Here is an 18,652-nt window from a genome sequence, read left to right on the forward strand (position 1 = left end):
CTTTTAATACTGGTTTTGATTAATTTAGTAAATAATACTCTATTTATTCAAAATCAACAGTTTCAAAATCTGTTATATTTTTTTGAAAAGGTAACTAAAATGCTACTAGCTTATCAGTGGTGTGAGTTACTTTTTTTTATATTACTATGAAAAGCATAGATTAATTACGAATGAGAATTTTTCCAGTGAAAATCCAACTAATAGACGAGTAACGGCTATGCAATACTCCAACAAAGCGATAAAATATACTATATAAATATAAAAGTGAAAATATAAATATCTACATACTGGCTAAGTATAAAAAGGGGATGAACATAGAATGAAAACAATTAAATTGGCATGTCAATTACAACCTAAAGCACTTGATATAAATGTTGGTGATCAGATTGAACAACTAGATCAAATTATTCATGAAACCGATGGGCAGGAATACTTTAAGAAAACTTTTATAACAGATGGAATGAAGACTCTTCTTTCTAAAGGTATGGCACGTCTCGCCGGAAAGTCAAACGATACCGTATTCCATCTTAAACAAGCTATGGGTGGAGGTAAAACTCACTTGATGGTTGGATTTGGACTACTGGCAAAAGATTCGGCACTGCGAGAGGCTCAAATAGGTTACATGCCATATCAATCTGACTTTAATAATGCAAAGATAGCCGCTTTTAATGGACGTAATAACCCTCATACTTATTTCTGGGGAGAAATTGCTCGTCAGTTAGGAAAAGAAAGTTTCTTTAGAGAATATTGGGAGTCGGGTGCTAAGGCTCCGGACGAACAGTCATGGGTGAACCTCTTCGATGGCGAAGAGCCTATTCTTATTCTCTTGGATGAGATACCACCATATTTCCATTATTATAGCACTCAGGTGTTAGGTCATGGAACAATTGCCGACGTGGTTACCAGAGCATTTTCAAACATGCTTACTGCAGCTCAAAAAAAGAAAAATGTGTGTATTGTAGTATCTGACTTAGAGGCTGCTTACGATACTGGGGGAAAATTAATTCAACGTGCTCTTGATGATGCTACACAGGAGCTAGGACGTGCGGAAGTTTCTATTACTCCGGTAAATCTAGAATCTAATGAAATCTATGAAATTCTCCGCAAACGTCTCTTTCTTTCTTTGCCAGATAAAAACGAAATAGCACAAGTTGCCTCAGTCTATGCGTCAAGGCTTGCAGAAGCAGCGAGGGCAAAAACGGTTGAAAGAAGCGCAGAGGCTTTGGCTAATGATATTGAATCAACCTATCCATTCCACCCAAGTTTCAAGAGTATTATTGCCCTGTTTAAGAATAACGAAAAGTTTAAACAAACACGTGGTTTAATGGAATTAGTTTCACGTCTTTTGAAATCTGTATGGGAAAGCAAAGAAGATGTGTACTTGATTGGTGCTCAGCACTTTGATCTTTCCCTTCACGAAGTTCGTGAAAAATTGACCGAAATCTCTGAGATGCGAGATGTAATTGCAAGAGACCTCTGGGATTCCACTTACAGCGCTCATGCGCAGGTTATTGACATCGACAGAGGGAATGATTACGCAAGACAGGTTGGAACTCTTTTGTTAACAGCCAGCCTTTCAACTGCTGTCAATTCTGTAAGAGGGCTTACTGAAAGTGAAATGTTTGAATGCTTGATTGACCCTATTCGCCAAGGAAATGATTATAGGACTGCATTCAGTGAACTTCAAAAGTCCGCTTGGTATTTACATCAGACCCAGGAAGGACGTAACTATTTTAGTCGTCAGGAAAATTTGACCAAAAAACTTCAAGGGTATGCTGATAAAGCTCCTCAAAACAAGGTTGATGAACTAATACGTCATCGAATTGAAGAAATGTATAAACCAGTAACCAAAGAAGCGTATGAAAAAGTGTTACCTCTGCCTGAAATGGACGAAGCAAAGGCTGTTCTTAAAACTGGACGAGCACTTTTGGTTATCAGTCCAGATGGGAAGACTCCACCGGGTGTTGTTGATAAATTTTTCAAGGAAATGGTTAATAAAAATAATATATTGGTTTTGACTGGCGACAAGTCTTCTATTGCCAGTATTGAAAAGGCCGCTCGCCATGTCTATGCAGTAATAAAAGCAGATAATGAGATTTTGGATTCACACCCACAGCGAAAGGAACTAGATGAAAAGAAAGCTCAATATGAACAGGATTTCCAAACGACAGTTCTTTCTGTCTTCGACAAACTGCTCTTCCCAGGAAACAATCGAGGAGAAGATGTGCTTCGACCGAAAGCACTTGACAGTACGTATCCATCAAATGAATCTTATAATGGTGAACGGCAGGTTGTTAAAACGCTAACTTCTGATCCTATTAAATTATATACCCAGGTTACTGAAAATTTTGATGCTCTTCGAGCGAGAGCAGAATCGTTGCTTTTCGGTTCTCAGGATGAGGTAAGAAAAACAGACTTGATGGACAAAATGAAGCAGAAGACTCAGATGCCATGGCTTCCAAACCGTGGATTTGATCTGCTCGCTATTGAAGCGTACCAGCGGGGTCTATGGGAAGATCTGGGGAATGGATACATCACGAAAACGCCTAAACCTAAAACAACCGAAGTCATTTTTAGTGAAGATACTTCTCCTGATGATTCAGGTACAGTGCGGTTGAAAATTGATGTAGTGAATGCAGGTAACAGTCCACGAATCTATTATGCAGAAGACGGTGAAGTTTCAGAAAGTAGCCCGATAATGAATGAAAATACACTAGTAACTAAAGCGCTTCGTGTTCAGTTTCTTGCCGTTGATCCTACTGGGAAAAATTTGACTGGAGCACCTAAAACATGGAAAAATCGTTTGACATTACGAAATAGATTTAACGAATCTTCCCGAACAGTACAGTTGTTTGTAGCACCAAGAGGTTCTATTAAGTATACCTTGGACGGCTCAGAAGCCCGAAACGGAATAGACTATACAGGTCCAATTCAATTGGGATATGAAGAAACGACTATTTATGTCTTTGCCGAGTCTGATGGTATTGAGGAAAAAAGAAAATTTACCTTTGCTAAGTCAGGCTCCACGGAAGTTCCAATAATTAAAGAAGCGCCAGCTATTCTAGTCAGCCAGTCACCGAAACGATTGGATAGCTCCACTAAAACTTATGAAGGGTTAAAAATCGCTAAGGAGAAAAACATTGAATTTGAGCAAGTTATGTTAATGGTGGGTTCTGCACCAAAGGCAATTAATCTTTCCCTTGGTGAAATTAAAATCGGTGCTGAATTTATTGAAATGGAGTTAAAAAATCTTCAAACTCTCCTTAATTCGGATGCACCTGTTATTATGACATTTAAAAAAGCCTATACGCCTACCGGTTATGATTTAGAGCAATTTTCCAAGCAACTCGGTATTGAAATAGGCAATGGAGAGGTAGAACAAAAATGAGTAGAACTACAGATTTTGGAGCGCCAACTAAATTCGGTATGCATCATTTTTACGTGGAGATTCCAGCATCTCCACGGGACGCTATCAGTATTTATGAAGATTTCGGCTTTGACGGCGATGAAGCTCGTCGGGAAACGGTTGAATGTAGACTAATTCTGGCTCGTGAGCTTTGGACCAAAATCAGAGATGACGCCAGACGAGATTTTAATGACCGTTTGAAAAAGAAAAAGCAAAGCACTGGTAGTTGGATAACCGGAAAAGTAAAGCTGGACCGATTTTTGGGTAGAGAACTATGCGTCCTGGGCTGGGCAGCGGAGCATGCCTCCCCTGAAGAATGCCAGGTAATAAGTCAAAAGTGGCTGGCATTGCGGCCTGAGGAGCGTTGGTGGCTTTATAGTAAAACTGCAGCGGAGGCTGGGCATAACAATCAGTCTGAACGAGGTTGGCGAAAGGCACTTTATTGCGCAATGTCGGATGGTGCTAGTATTAAGCTAGGACCTAAAATAAACACTAAGACAAAAAAAGATAAACTTGAACAAAAAGAGGAACCGTCTCTTTTTGATTTTGATTTAATCGAAAAGGGGGATATCTGATGGCATTAAAGTCATTTGAATGGAGAGAAAAACCAGCACTGATTGAATATCTCTTTCCGGTGCAGAAAATATCCGCTGAGAGTTACAAAGAGCAGATGGCTAATACAGGTAAAGCTCTCACCTCTCTAGGTAGTTACTGGAAAGGACGAAAACCGCTCATTCTTAACAAGGCATGTATTTTAGGAGCATTACTTCCAGCTACTGATGATCGCCTTAAAGATCTCGAAATCTTTGAGCTTTTGATGGGGATGGATAACGAGTCTATACAAAAACGACTTGAAGCAAAATTTCCTGCATCAAAAAGACATGCTATCGGTGAATTTTTGGTTCTTCCATATAATGAGCAGGTTAAGAGAGCAAAACGTCCTGAAGAGATTGGAGAACCCCTTTTCCTACATATTTGGGATCAAGTGAATAAACACCTTGGAACTTCAGCAACTTCCTTTCCTGACCTCATTGAACAAATGGGGGTAGCTCGTTTCGGAAGACGTCCAAAACTAGCTGATGTATTCTCTGGTTCTGGTCAAATTCCTTACGAAGCGGCTCGCTTAGGTTGTGATGTCTATGCATCTGATCTTAATCCTATTGCCTGTATGCTTACATGGGGTGGTTTCAATATCATTGGCGCAAATGATGAAAAGCGGATAAAATTAAAACAGGATCAAGAAAAATTAGCAAACCTGGTTAGGGAAGAAATTGACACTCTGGAAGTAGAAACTAATGAGAATGGGTGGAAGGCTAAATTTTTCCTCTATTGTACTGAAGTAAAATGTCCAGAAACTGGTTGGATTGTGCCTATTCTCCCCAACAGGTTTATCAGTAAAGATTGGAAAATAGTAGTTGATTTAATACCTCTACCAAATGAGATGAAATATAAAATTGAAGTTCGTGACATAAAACAGGATGAGAATTTAATTTCCTTCACAGAGGGCACTTATGCAAAAGGAGAAGTTATTCATTCTCCTGATGGAGTTAATCAAGTAAGGTTTAGAATAAGTACTATTAGAGGAGATTACAAGGAGGGGAAAATTAATAGAAATCGCCTTCGATTGTGGGAAAAGTCTGATTTTGTACCTCGTCCAGATGATATTTTTCAAGAACGACTTTATTGCATCCAGTGGATGAAACAAAAACCAATTGGCTCTCAGTACGACTATGAGTTTCGCTCAGTCACCGATGATGATTTGAAGCGCGAACAAAAGGTTATTAGTTATGTACGTGAACATTTGAAAGAGTGGCAGGAAAAAGGCTATATACCAGATATGGTTATTGAAAAGGGATATAATACTAATCAGCCAATTCGAGAACGTGGCTGGACCCACTGGCATCATTTATTTAATCCAAGGCAGTTGCTTTGGGGTGCTATGTGCATGAAACATGCTACAAGCAATACAGCGCTTGCTGTTTTTCAAACATTAAATAGAAATGCAAAACTTTCACGTTGGGATAGGTCTCAAATCGGTGGAGGAGGCAGTGTAAAAGATGTTTTTTACAATCAAGCTTTAAATACTTTATTTGACTATGGGTGCAGAGCTACAGAATCATCAATTATTTTCCTTAATAACGATTACCCTTCAAACCCTATTTATTCAAATACTATTGTGAACTCCCATCCTGCCCAAGACCTCGAAGTAGATAATGACATCTATGTGACAGATCCTCCATACGGCGATGCAGTTAAATATGAAGAAATTACGGAGTTCTTTATAACCTGGCTGCAAAACAACCCACCTAAGGAATTTGCCCATTGGACCTGGGACAGTCGTCGTTCGTTAGCAATTAAAGGTGAAGATGAAGGTTTCCGTAAAGGCATGGTAGGAGCCTATCGTAAGATGGCCGAAAAAATGCCGGATAATGGCATTCAGGTGTTAATGTTTACCCATCAAAGTGGTGCCATCTGGGCAGATATGGCAAACATCATTTGGGCGAGCGGCTTGCAAGTTACCGCGGCTTGGTATGTGGTAACGGAAACTGATTCTGCTTTGCGTCAAGGAGCTAATGTTAAGGGTACCATTATTTTAATTCTCCGGAAGCGCCATAAAGATTTGGAAACTTTCCGTGATGATCTTGGTTGGGAGATTGAGGATGCAGTCAAAGAGCAGGTAGAGTCTTTGATGGGACTAGATAAAAAGGTGAGGGCTCAGGGTTCAGAAGGGCTTTACACGGATGTTGACTTGCAGATGGCTGGCTATGCCGCTGCTCTGAAAGTCCTGACAGCCTATTCCCGTATTGACGGCAAGGACATGGTGACAGAGGCGGAAGCACCTCGCCAGAAAGGCCAAAAGACTTTTGTTGACGAATTGATAGAATTTGCAGTCCAAACCGCCGTCCAGTTCCTTGTACCGGTGGGGTTCGAAAAAGGAGAATGGCAGAAACTGCAGTCTGTGGAGCGCTTTTATCTTAAAATGGTTGAGATGGAGCATCAGGGTGCCAAAACACTAGATAATTACCAGAACTTTGCCAAAGCCTTTAAGGTGCACAACTTTGATCAATTGATGAGTGATAATTCAAAAGCTAATTCTGCAAGATTGAAGCTAGCGACGGAGTTTAAAAGCTCATTAATGTCCGGAAATGCTGAAATTGCTCAAACTCCCTTGAGAGCCTTACTATATGCTCTCTTTGAACTTTCTAAAGAGGTAGAAGTGGATGATGTGCTGTTGCACCTAATGGAAAACTGTCCTAACTATCTCCCTAACAAAACGCTATTGGCCAAAATGGCAGACTACCTAGCAGAAAAAAGGGAAGGTATTAAAGGCACTAAAATATATAACCCCGATTTGGAAGCAAGTTGCGCTCGCGTATTGGCCGAATCTATAAGGAATCAGAGGTTATAAGATATGACCTTAAAGCGTTTTTCTTCTCGAACAGAAAGATTGGATACTGAGTTTTTGGCTAAAACTCTGAAAGGTGCATCAAAGTATTTTCGTATTGCAGGCTATTTCAGAAGTTCTATATTCGAGTTGGTTGGCGAGGAAATCGCTCAAATTCCGGAAGTAAAGATTATCTGTAATTCAGAACTGGATTTGGCCGATTTTCATGTGGCTACAGGTAGGAACTCAGCCCTTAAAGAACGCTGGAATGAAGTGGATGTAGAAGCAGAGGCTCTCCTAAAAAAGGAGCGATATCAGCTCCTCGATCAGTTATTGCAGTCAGGTAATGTGGAAATTCGCGTTGTGCCTAGAGAACGTCTCTTTCTTCATGGTAAGGCTGGATCGATACACTATACTAATGGCAGCCGTAAGTCGTTCATAGGATCTGTAAACGAATCAAAAAGTGCCTTTTCTCACAACTATGAACTTATATGGCAGGATGATGATGAGGAAAGCGCTGACTGGGTAGAGGAAGAGTTCTGGGCATTGTGGAATGATGGTGTTCCTCTGCCCGAAGCCATTTTATCAGAGATTAGTCGTGTGGCAAATCGTAGGGAAGTCACTGTAGAAGTATTAAAACCTGAAGAGGTCCCCGCTGCAGCAATGGCAGAATCTCCAATATATCGAGGTGGAGAACAATTGCAGCCATGGCAACGCTCGTTTGTAACTATGTTTTTGGAGCACCGAGAAATCTATGGAAAAGCTCGCTTACTTCTGGCCGACGAGGTTGGAGTAGGTAAAACACTCTCAATGGCGACAAGTGCTCTAGTAAGCTCTCTTCTTGATGATGGCCCGGTTCTCATCCTTGCTCCGTCCACGTTAACAATTCAATGGCAAATTGAGATGATGGATAAGCTTGGGATTCCCACGGCTGTTTGGTCTTCTCAAAAAAAGGTGTGGATTGGTGTAGAAGGTCAGATTTTATCACCTCGTGGAGACGCATCTTCTATAAAGAAATGCCCTTACAAAATTGCCATAATTTCAACAGGTTTGATTATGCACCAGCGAGATAGAACTGAATTTATCAAAGAAGCAGGAATGCTCCTTAAAAATCGATTTGGAACAGTCATCCTGGATGAGGCGCACAAGGCACGATTAAGAGGAGGACTTGGTAGTAAAGCAACTGAACCAAACAATCTTCTTGCATTTATGCAGCAAATTGGAAAGCGAACTCGACATATAATTTTGGGTACTGCGACTCCCATCCAGACAAACGTCCGAGAACTTTGGGACCTCTTAGGAATTCTGAATAGCGGTGCAGAGTTTGTTCTTGGGGACTCATTATCACCTTGGCGAGATCATGAGCAAGCAATTCCCTTGGTGACTGGGAAAAGTCAAGTCACCTCAGAGCAAGAGGCATGGCAATGGTTAAGCAATCCACTACCACCGGCATATGAACATCATATTATGCAGCAGATTCGTGATTATTTGTCAATTGACGTCCAGTCTTTCTATTGCGGACATCGGTTTGAAGACTTGGACTATATGATTAAGAACATGTGGCTTTCTGAATGCCTGGATCTCAAATTTTTCAAAGAAAATAATCCCGTCTTACGACATACGGTTTTAAGAAAGCGAAAGCAGCTTGAAGACGATGGTCTGTTAGAAAAAGTAGGGGTTAATACGCACCCATTAAGCCGAAACCTTGCCCAGTATCAGTCTCGTTTTGTTGGCTTGGGGATTCCAACCAATACGCCCTTTCAGGTTGCGTATGAAAAAGCAGAAGAGTTTAGCCAGCTGCTTCAATCTAGAACCAAAGCTGGCGGCTTTATGAAATCGTTAATGCTACAGCGTATTTGTTCAAGTTTTGCATCTGGGTTAAAAACTGCACAGAAGATGTTAAAGCACTCTATATCAAACGAGGATGAGGACCGAATCGAAGAAGTAGAACACATACTTTCTGAAATGACTCCCGAAGAAGTCAACTGCCTCAAAGAAATAGAGAGACAGCTTTCACGACCTGAAGCGGTAGACTCTAAACTTAATACATTGAAGTGGTTCTTAACTGAGTTTAGAACTGATGGAAAAACTTGGCTTGAGCACGGCTGTATTATCTTCAGCCAATATTATGACACTGCAGAATGGATCGCTAAAGAACTGGCTAAATCTATTAAAGGTGAAGTTGTGGCAGTATACGCTGGTGTTGGAAAAAGTGGTCTTTTTCGAGAAATGCAGTTTAACAATGTTGAACGTGAAGTCATCAAGGCTGCTGTTAAAACCCGTGAGATTAGGCTAGTAGTAGCAACTGATGCAGCTTGCGAAGGGTTGAACCTTCAAACCTTAGGCACCTTAATTAACATTGACCTTCCTTGGAACCCGTCGCGGCTTGAACAGCGATTGGGTAGAATTAAACGATTTGGCCAATCTCGTAAGTTTGTTGATATGCTAAATCTTGTTTATAGTGAAACTCAAGATGAGAAAGTGTACAACGTATTGTCAGAACGCCTGCGTGACACCTATGACATTTTCGGAAGCCTGCCAGATACAATTGATGATGACTGGATTAAAGATGAAGAAGAGCTTAAAGAAAGAATGAATGAATACATTCATGAAAGGAAAAAGGCTCAAGATGCTTTTAGTGTGAAGTATCGTGGGACCATAGATCCTGAAGCTCATTTATGGGAACGATGTGCGTCTGTATTATCTCGTAGTGACATTGTAAGAAAACTTAGTGAGCCTTGGTAATTATATTTATTATTAAAAAGATGCTTATGCTAATAGGCATTCATCATGAGAAGAATTAATAAGACCTCGCCTAGATTTCGTTAAGCGAGGTCTAGCTTTTGTGTTTTTAAATTACAAATATTTCTATCGATGTCGGAGGAATTCTCCAAGATCTGCCGATTTTAATCTTTTTACTTCTCCACTGTTAAGAAATCAATATTATGTGCTCCCCTCATATCTTCAATAGTATAAGTAACAATTCCATAATTATGTACTTAGTTTAATTAGCTTTTGTTGTTTATTAGTTATAATTTGAATAATTCTTTTAAATTTCAAAAGTATATAATATATCTTTTTGTAAAAATTTGAGGAAACCTTATTTTTTGTTTGACTAATAATGAAACAAGTTTGATATTTTAAAGACAGAATTGATTAACGATAAAGGGTGATTTTTTGAATAAAATAACAATTTCTACTAAGTTTTGTTATAATTTAGTATAAGTGATTACTATTATGGAGGGATTGTTTTGTTAGAGATTAAAGAGCCTAATGTAGAGATTATCGAAAGTGAGCGGGAGGATGATTACTCCGATGATGATTTATTCAATATAAATTCGTGGGGAGCAGATTTATCTTTTAGAGAACTTATAACAATGTATGAGGAAGATGAACTAATTAAACCTGAAATGCAACGGAATTATGTATGGGATAAAGCTGAAGCTAGTAGGTTTATAGAAACACTTTTAATGGGTTTACCTGTACCAAGTATCTTCTTAGCAAAAGTTGGAGAGGATAAACTAATTGTTGATGGATATCAAAGAATTATGACCGTATTTGACTTTGTAAAAGGGGTCTTCCAGAGGGATAACTCTATCTTTAAATTGTCAAATTCATCAAAAATAAATGAAAGATGGAGAGGTAAATCTTTTAGTCAATTAACTAGGGAAGAAAAAAAGAGAATTAGAAGTACAACAATACACGCAATTATTTTCGAGCAAAAACATCCATACAATTCTGACACGAGTTTGTATCAGGTCTTTGAAAGAATAAATACAGGTGGAAGAACTTTAATGCCGCAAGAAATTAGAAACTGTGTTTATCATAATAATGTAAACCAATTGCTAATAGATTTAAATAAATTTCCAAATTGGAGAAATTTATATGGTAGTTTGGAATTTGAACCAAGAATGAAAGATATTGAATTAATTTTAAGATTTTTTACATTAAAGTCTGATGATGTTAAAAATGATGATACGGCACAGATTTCATTAAAGAAAGCATTAAACCTTTATATGGGTAAGGTGGAGCATAATTCATTAGAAAACATTGAAGAATGTAGGATTTTGTTTAGTAATACTATTAATTTAATTTTTGACATATTTGGAGAAAACGCATTTCATAATCTTAATTCAAAAGGTGAAGAGTTTGTTCCTAGATTCCATCCAACTATTTTTGATGCGATTGCAATAGCTACTGCCAATGCATTTGAAAAAGGAGCCATCAAAGAACTTAATTCAGGCAAATTATTGGAGCGACGTCTAAGACTTTTAAAAGATGAAGACTTTAAGAAATATATAAGTGAAAGGACAACAAGGATTGAACATATAAACGGAAGAATTAATTTAGCTTCCGAATACTTATATGGAGTATCTTATGTATAATATAGAAGCTAAACAAATCCTTAAGGATTGTAAGGATGAACTTGATATAATCAACAACTTTATAAATAGAGATAAATTTAACAGTAAAAATCCTTATTTAGTAAAGTATTGTGTAATTAGGATAAGTGGGTCTATTGAAACTGCTTTTAAAACAATTATTGCCGATGCATTTGATTTTAATGCTAGTGAAAAAGTAAAGACCTTCGTTGAAAAAGAGATAAGAGAAAGTTCGAAAAATCCAAGTTATAGCAATATATGTACATTGTTGAAAAAGATAGATAATAGTTGGAATGAACAATTTAAGAATAGTGTCAATATAGAGAAAAGTAGAGATTCTGCCTTACTTACTTCATTAGAATCTTTAAACGAAGCTAGAAATTCTTTTGCTCATGGAAAGAACACAACTGTTAGTTTTGATGGTGTGTTATTATATTTTACTAAGGCTTCAAAGATAATTGACATTCTTGATTCAGTAGTAAAAAACGATGACCAAGTATTAATAAATAAAATTGAGCAAAAAGCAAACTCTGTTGAAAGTTTAAGAGGGATCTTATTAAGCGAATCAGAACATAACACTCTAATAAGGGTTTTGTCTAAATATACACATTCTTTTAGTAGTCTATCTAACCTTACAAATGCTTTATGTCTATGTTTAGAGAATGAAGAATTTGCTCTAAACAAAGAATTATGGGTTGATATAATAAAATTTATAACAAATTCATTGCCGTTAATTGTTTCCACTGAAAGGTTAAACTTATTAATTGAAATACTTAGTAAAGAAATACCAATGAATTTTAAAGCTTTATTGTTTAATTCATTAAAAACCCTACAACAATTATCTAATGATATTTTAAAAAGTGAAGAATTAAATATAATAGGTGAGTTGTTATCTGAGTTTTTCATAGAAAACTTGAGTGAGCCAGATACACTGATGGAATATTCTCGTGAGCAAGCAATGGCGATTTTAGGAATAATAACAACTTATCATTATGAAGAACTATTGAACATTCTTGAAACTTGGAATCAAAAAGATTTAGACCTTGGTAAACTTGTAATACTTCTATGCGACGAAGATGATGTTACTAAAATAAATTATAGGAATTTAAAGGAATTGAAGATTTTTGATAGAGTGATTGAACTCTCTAAACAGAAATATCAAGGAGATGTTCTTCCAAATCTAGAAGAATTAAAAGATCGGACTGATTTAAGAGGAAAAGTAAGAAAAGCAATTGTCCATCTTTTGGTGGAAACAAGCCCTCAAACAGCGAATTGATTGAGTTTTTTATATGATTATTACTTTTAATTTCACCAACACCCCATATTGCAAATACACTTTGAATAAGTGGACTGTTGGAACTAGGAATTTTTTATTACTTATTATATAAATAAGAAAAAGTAAAGTGATGCCTCTAAGTAGCTATAGAGGCATCTTTTTGTAACTTTATGTAAAAAATTATAGTTCTTTTGCTATAATAAAAGTAATATTTTGTCGGTAGGTGAAAAGGATGGCCGTTACGGTTCCGGAAACGATTAGGAGCAGTGCTACTTCTGGGGAGAGGATTTTGTTTCGTACTTTGAAGGAGTATTTGCCGGATGACTATATTGTATATTTTGAACCGGAGATTAAGGGGACTAGGCCGGACTTTGTTATTATTGGTCCCGATTTGGGACTGATTGTGCTCGAGGTGAAGGATTATACAAGAAATACGTTGTATCAGTTGAATAAGGATGAGTGGACTATCAGAGATACTGGGGGAAATCTACATAGTGTGAAGAGTCCACTTAAACAGGCAAGAGATTACGTGTTTAAGATAAATGATGTGTTGAAGAAAGATAAGAATCTGATTCAAACGGAGGGAAAACATCAGTTTAAATTGAAGTTTCCTTATGGCTATGGCGTCGTTTTTACAAGACTAAACCAAAAGCAGGTTCTAGAGGACGGGATCTATTCTATCATTGATCCAGACAGCATGCTTACACGGGAAGAGATAGATCCGGATTATGGAGAGTTCTCGGAGGAAGTGCTTGCTGAGAAATTAATTAATATGTTCCAAGTACCTTTCAGGTTGAGAGAGCCACTTACATATGAAGAAATTAATACGATTAGGTACTATCTGTTTCCAGAGGTCCGGATTGGTGCTGAATTCAAAGAGCCTGTTCCTTATCAGGATCAGCTGCTTTTATCTTTAAGGGATATCAAAACAATGGATTTCCACCAGGAGAATATGGCCAAACAAATTGGAGATAAAAACAGGCTTATCCGAGGAGTAGCAGGCAGTGGGAAAACCATTATTTTGGCGAGTAGAGCAAAGATGCTTGCGAAAGAGAATCCTAGTTGGAAAATCCTTATCTTGTTTTATAACATATCACTCTCCCAAAATATCGCGCAAATAGTAAGAGCTATGGCGTTGGAGCCTGATAATCTATTTGACTTTCATTTTGGAGATGGAGAAATACAAATCCAGCAAAATCCAAGGAATATTGAAGTAAGAAACTTTCATCAATGGTTAAAAAATGACCTAAAGATGAGTGAAGGAATCGTCGATACATACATTGAGAAGTTAGAGAAGGGAGAAGCAATTGCTCCTAAATATGACGCTATCCTTATTGACGAAGGACAGGACTTTGAAACAAGCTGGCTGCATCTCGTCAGCTTATGTCTAAATCCTGAAACCAAAGCACTACTTCTCGTAGAAGACCGTGCACAAACAATTTATCCAAGAAAAAGAAGTTATCTCAAGGACACAGGTCTGGATTTCCGTGGTAGATCGAAAATATTGAATATCAATTACCGCAACACATCACAAATCGTCAACTGTGCCTGGGACTTCTTCCAAAAGAATTCCTCACTGCAAAACAAGGTGGTAGTGGGCGAAACAGAAGGCGTAGAGATTATCTCACCCAAAAGCACGAAACGTAAAGGTCCAGAACCGGCTATCTTAAAAGCAGAAAGCTTTCCAAAAGAAATGCAGATTATCGCTAGACAAATACAACAGCTCCACCAAGTGCGGAAAGTTCCATACTCTGAAATGCTCATTCTATATCGAGTAAAAAGAACACATAAAGCAGATATAATTGGTACCATCCAAAGAGCGCTCCAAAAAGAACGCATCCCCGTAACATGGATAACAGAAAACGAAGCCAGCAAAAGAGCTTTTAATAGAGAAGAAGAGACAGTAAAGATCAGCACCATAGACAGCAGCAAAGGGCTTGACTTCCAAACAGTGTTTATTGTGAAAGCGGATACCATGCCATTCCCGCTTGAGAAAGATAAAGAGCGCGAAGTGTCGTTGATGTATATTGGAATGACGAGGGCGAAGGAGTATTTGTGTATTTCGTATTCAGGGGAGTCTGAGTTTACTTCTTATTTTGAGGGATGGCAGCAAAAGAACAGACTAGAGACACAACAGAGAGTGAAAAAGCTTTATGAATAGTAGGGTTGAAATAATAGGCGAGGAACTCACTCTTAACTCATAAAGATGAATAACAAAAATACTAATGTGAATTCAATCAGGTGAAAAGGCTCATAACATTTAAATATCAAAATCCAAACATAACTCCAATTTCCTCTAAGGAAACTGGAGTTTTTCTTAAAATTTCATTAGTGCTGTTAGCCTATACGTAAGAAGAAAATAAAGAAATTGATGTGTTTAGTCTTCTTCCTTTATCTGCTAATATAAACATACATAGCAAAAATATAGGAGTTGACCCCATTGATCCAAACAGAAAAATTAACGTCTATTGTTGATATAGAAGATACGACTGAACGTAACCAGCAAATACTTGATCAGGTGCAGCCGACAGTAAGAAACTTAATAGAATCATTTATTAATAAATATGCAGAGAGAGACCCATATTTGCGCAAACTAAAAGTACATACGTATGAACAAACACTTAAAACAACCATTACCGATTCGAAAAATCCTAATTATGCAGAAAAGAAACAGCATTATGGAGATAAAGCATTCGTGGAGCTGATAGATGACAGTTATGAAGATAGCGTCATTGTGGTCCTTAGATTAGAATTCCAATTGAAGTTAAAAGAAGTTCGTATAGCTATGAGTACAAACTTTTATCCAATATGGGTCTACCATTATACTAAAGCACTTCATCTGGAAATGGACAACGCTATTCAGGAACTGAATTCTGAAATGCAAATTTATACAATAGAAGAACAGAAAACAAACATAGAAAAAATGAACTTTATGCAGACTGTAAATCAGTTTATCAAGAATAAAAGAAAACCCACCATTTATTTTGGTACATCAATTCCTCTGGAAGGGCCAATGCATGAAGAAGAACTTATTAATAGATTATGGACTGCCTACCTAGATCTTTCTCCTGTTCGAAAATTGTTGGAAAGAGAAGCAGAAGTACATAGCAGAGCAATTCATTTTATGAAAAGTATGCAAGAAGATACGACACCCATCTCTATAGAGTTATTCTCCAAAACATACCGGGTTGAAACCGACAAGGAAGTAAAGAAAGTACGTACCAATGACTATAAACAGCTATTCTATATCTATGAGCAGGATCAGCTAATTACTGAAGGACACATAAGCTATTTCACGAGGGATCCACATGAGTCTATTGGGATTTATGTGAATAACCATGGTCTTATTTTTCACCGGATGCGAAAGCTCGCTACTGCGAGAGCTAAGTTTGAATGGTATATCAAGAAGGCCTTTTATCAACGTGGAAAATCCAATGAGAATAATGAAAACCAGCTTTATCAGGAAAAAACAGTCAAAATGCTAAAAGAACACGACTTTGAACTTAATGATGCAAATGCTTTTTATGTTGGTACTTACCTTGGAGAGAGCCAGACGTTTACGGAGCCAATATCGAGGTTAAAGGAAAGATTAATTTCAGCTGCTTCCCTTATCGCAGAAGTGAAAGAAAATTTCACCTTTCCTAAAAGCAATATTGTCCTAGATCTAATATCGGAGGAAGAAGAGGATGATTTTGAACAGGAAATTGAAAGCTACGAAAGCTCTTTTGATTTCCAGCAAATCATGGACTTTGTAGAGCAGAGCGGATTCACTTTTTCCATGGATATAATCCGTGACTTTTATTTAAATCTAACCAGTTTGGATGACAAACACTTTGTTATTCTGAATGGAATTTCAGGAACAGGTAAAACACAACTTTGTAAAGTGTTTTCAAACGCAGTATATGGTTTAGATTATAGTGAAGAAAACCCATACCTGAAAATAGTGCCGGTGCGTCCTGACTGGATGGATTCAACTTCACTGTTTGGATACTATAGCTCTTTTGAAAAGCGCTATATGAAAACAGAATTTCTAGAAATTCTTCTACAGGCAAGCAAAGAAAAGGACAAGCCGCATTTTGTAGTTCTGGACGAGATGAATCTTGCACGTGTGGAATATTACCTCAGCGATTATTTAAGTGCAGTAGAGTCGAGGAAGCCAATCCAGCTTCATAATATAGAAGATCTTATGGATATTCCAAAAACAATAGAAATTCCACATAACTTCTATGTGATAGGCACCATCAATGTGGACGAAACAACGCACAGCATTTCGGACAAGGTGCTGGATCGTGCATTTGTGATGACACTTTCTGATGTTGACTTTACAAGTTATTGGGAAGACCTGGATGGCAAGCTGAAAAACTCGGTACTAGAGGAATGGCAGCTATTGTTACAAATACATAAACAACTTTCAGACTATGACTTGCACTTCGGCTATAGAACCATGACAGAGATAATCCGCAAGCTCTACAAGAATAGCCTATTACCTGAGGATTTTCGTATGGAGTCGGCAGTTGCGATTGATAGGGTCTTATCTGAAAAAGTAATCCCTAAAATAAGAGGAGACGAAAGAATTGCACCTCTTATGGATAAGCTGGAAGACCTGTTTTTAAATAAATTTGACTTTGAATCAGAGTCATACAAGCATATCGTGCGGATGAGAAAGGAACTGGAGCGCTATGGAGCCACTCAATTCTGGCGCTAACATTAAAGTATTTGACCAGGAACTACAGACTTGGGTATTTCTACAAGACCTTTACTTGGAAGAAGCAAAAGTATATCAATGGAAGTGCATTACAGACAAACCAATTCGCATGTTGATGCAAAAGGTACCTCTTCCAATGACCAAAACAAGTGATGGGTGGGAAGGTACTTTTGAAACACCTTTTCAAAGTGGACTAGTTCAGTTTGTCGTATTAGTTGAAAATGAAGAAATGTTTATTGAATCTTATGTGTACACGGATAGCCGAAAGATGACGGAGCAACAATACAAGTTGATATTAGAGGAGCTTCTGCAAGAGGCAAAGATCTGCTTTCAGCAGTCCGGACTTCAATCTACGGTTTCTGCTTCTGGATTCACAAGAGAATGTTCAATGCTTCAATGGAGTTATATCGAAGCATCGGTATACCAGCTTCGGAATATATTTGGTAAAATCGAACGTCAACCGTTGCGCAACTTGCAGCGAGAAGAGCTTCTTATGAGAAGGGAGCGGGTCAAGCATGTCAACCCAAGGAGTATCTCCTGGGTGGAAAGACATGGGCAGACCTATGGTGCAACACCAACGAAGCTGCCAAGCCATTTTCAGACTACAAGAGTACAAGAAACATATAATCTTTATGAAAACCGAGTGATACTTAGGAATCTACTTGATCTAGAGAAACTTCTAAAATGCTATAGCTTCATACAGGATGAGGAGATTTCGAATAAAGCAATTAAGTATCTCAACTGGATTAGTGTATGGAAGAAGTCCAACTTCCTTCAAAATATCCAAGTTCATTCTAGTACAATCAAAATCTCGCAGGTGTTTCGAAAGCATCCCACCTACCGATTATGGTATCAATGGTTCCAAGCATTATACCAATTCAACGATTTGTCATTTGATTTGGGCCAAAAGCTTGCCGTGAAGGATACATATTTACTATATGAAATGTGGTGCTATCTTCAAATTATTAAAACATTTAGAAAGCAAAATCTATTAGAGGATGCTTCAGAAATCTTCTCCAAAAGAGATGGATTCTTCTTTTTGAACCTGGCAGAAAACAAGGAGAGCACGATACATTTAACCAATGGTGCCAAGCTCACTTATCAAAAAATCATTCAAATCAATACAAGTCCATTCTACTCCTTCACCCAGCGGATGATACCTGATATTGTTTTGGAGTTTAAAGGCCAACTATTTGTATTGGATCCCAAATATCGCATAGCATCCAACCTCCCAACTGCATTGGGAGAAATGCATAAGTATCGGGATGGGATATTATTACGTGAAGATGATAAGCCGGTTGTAAGAGAGGTATACATTTTGACGCCTAATCAGAATGAAATGGCGAAGGATAAGGATTATTATAGCGTGGAATTCCATAAGAGGTATGGAATGGGAGCGTTCTGTTTCAATCCTGACAACATGGATTCATATTTTGAAGAATGGGTTGCTAGAATATTATCATCAGATTCCTAACTACCAAAGGCATGGAATAGGCTA

General features: G+C 37.8%; 9 protein-coding genes. All 9 read left to right on the forward strand.

The genetic code is table 11. The annotated features are described in order from the left end of the window. Positions 1-319 precede the first annotated feature (319 nt). Positions 320-3,388, forward strand: coding sequence for an anti-phage-associated DUF499 domain-containing protein (locus ACQCT5_RS02495; RefSeq protein WP_499638667.1), 3,069 nt, complete (start codon positions 320-322; stop codon positions 3,386-3,388). Continuing rightward, entirely contained in the window at positions 3,385-3,981 is a 597-nt protein-coding gene (locus tag ACQCT5_RS02500) for an anti-phage-associated DUF3780 domain-containing protein (RefSeq protein WP_499638669.1), read from the forward strand. Before ACQCT5_RS02495 ends, ACQCT5_RS02500 begins: the two co-directional genes overlap by 4 nt. Beyond that, on the forward strand, positions 3,981-6,815 hold the full coding sequence (locus ACQCT5_RS02505; protein WP_499638671.1) for an anti-phage-associated DUF1156 domain-containing protein: 2,835 nt from the start codon (positions 3,981-3,983) through the stop codon (positions 6,813-6,815). Before ACQCT5_RS02500 ends, ACQCT5_RS02505 begins: the two co-directional genes overlap by 1 nt. A gap of 3 nt (positions 6,816-6,818) precedes the next feature. Next, positions 6,819-9,536 (forward strand): phospholipase D-like domain-containing anti-phage protein, encoded by a 2,718-nt coding sequence (locus tag ACQCT5_RS02510; protein ID WP_499638673.1) that lies wholly within the window; start codon positions 6,819-6,821, stop codon positions 9,534-9,536. Between the two features lie 506 nt (positions 9,537-10,042). After that, the gene (locus ACQCT5_RS02515) at positions 10,043-11,176 is read left to right on the forward strand and encodes a GmrSD restriction endonuclease domain-containing protein (protein WP_499638675.1); all 1,134 of its coding nucleotides are present in this window, start codon (positions 10,043-10,045) and stop codon (positions 11,174-11,176) included. Beyond that, the gene (locus ACQCT5_RS02520; protein ID WP_499638677.1) at positions 11,169-12,449 is read left to right on the forward strand and encodes a HEPN domain-containing protein; all 1,281 of its coding nucleotides are present in this window, start codon (positions 11,169-11,171) and stop codon (positions 12,447-12,449) included. The genes ACQCT5_RS02515 and ACQCT5_RS02520 overlap by 8 nt, the downstream gene beginning before the upstream one ends. A 232-nt stretch (positions 12,450-12,681) precedes the next feature. Continuing rightward, positions 12,682-14,610, forward strand: a complete 1,929-nt coding sequence (locus ACQCT5_RS02525) for a 3'-5' exonuclease (RefSeq protein ID WP_499638679.1) — start codon at positions 12,682-12,684, stop codon at positions 14,608-14,610. Between the two features lie 279 nt (positions 14,611-14,889). Then, entirely contained in the window at positions 14,890-17,154 is a 2,265-nt protein-coding gene (locus ACQCT5_RS02530; protein ID WP_499638681.1) for an McrB family protein, read from the forward strand. After that, a complete protein-coding gene (locus tag ACQCT5_RS02535) occupies positions 17,129-18,628 on the forward strand; it encodes a DUF2357 domain-containing protein (protein WP_499638683.1) in 1,500 nt (499 codons plus the stop codon). Before ACQCT5_RS02530 ends, ACQCT5_RS02535 begins: the two co-directional genes overlap by 26 nt. The last annotated feature ends 24 nt before the right edge of the window (positions 18,629-18,652 follow it).

Origin of the sequence: Sutcliffiella halmapala, from assembly GCF_050107295.1 — a bacterium.
Classification (GTDB): Bacteria; Bacillota; Bacilli; order Bacillales; family Bacillaceae_I; genus Sutcliffiella_A; species Sutcliffiella_A halmapala_A.

Coding starts and splice junctions, on each gene's coding strand:
- ACQCT5_RS02495 (WP_499638667.1), top strand. CDS start 320: ATGAAAACAATTAAATTGGCATGTCAATTACAACCTAAAGCACTTGAT.
- ACQCT5_RS02535 (WP_499638683.1), top strand. CDS start 17,129: ATGGAGCCACTCAATTCTGGCGCTAACATTAAAGTATTTGACCAGGAA.
- ACQCT5_RS02500 (WP_499638669.1), top strand. CDS start 3,385: ATGAGTAGAACTACAGATTTTGGAGCGCCAACTAAATTCGGTATGCAT.
- ACQCT5_RS02520 (WP_499638677.1), top strand. CDS start 11,169: ATGTATAATATAGAAGCTAAACAAATCCTTAAGGATTGTAAGGATGAA.
- ACQCT5_RS02505 (WP_499638671.1), top strand. CDS start 3,981: ATGGCATTAAAGTCATTTGAATGGAGAGAAAAACCAGCACTGATTGAA.
- ACQCT5_RS02510 (WP_499638673.1), top strand. CDS start 6,819: ATGACCTTAAAGCGTTTTTCTTCTCGAACAGAAAGATTGGATACTGAG.
- ACQCT5_RS02525 (WP_499638679.1), top strand. CDS start 12,682: ATGGCCGTTACGGTTCCGGAAACGATTAGGAGCAGTGCTACTTCTGGG.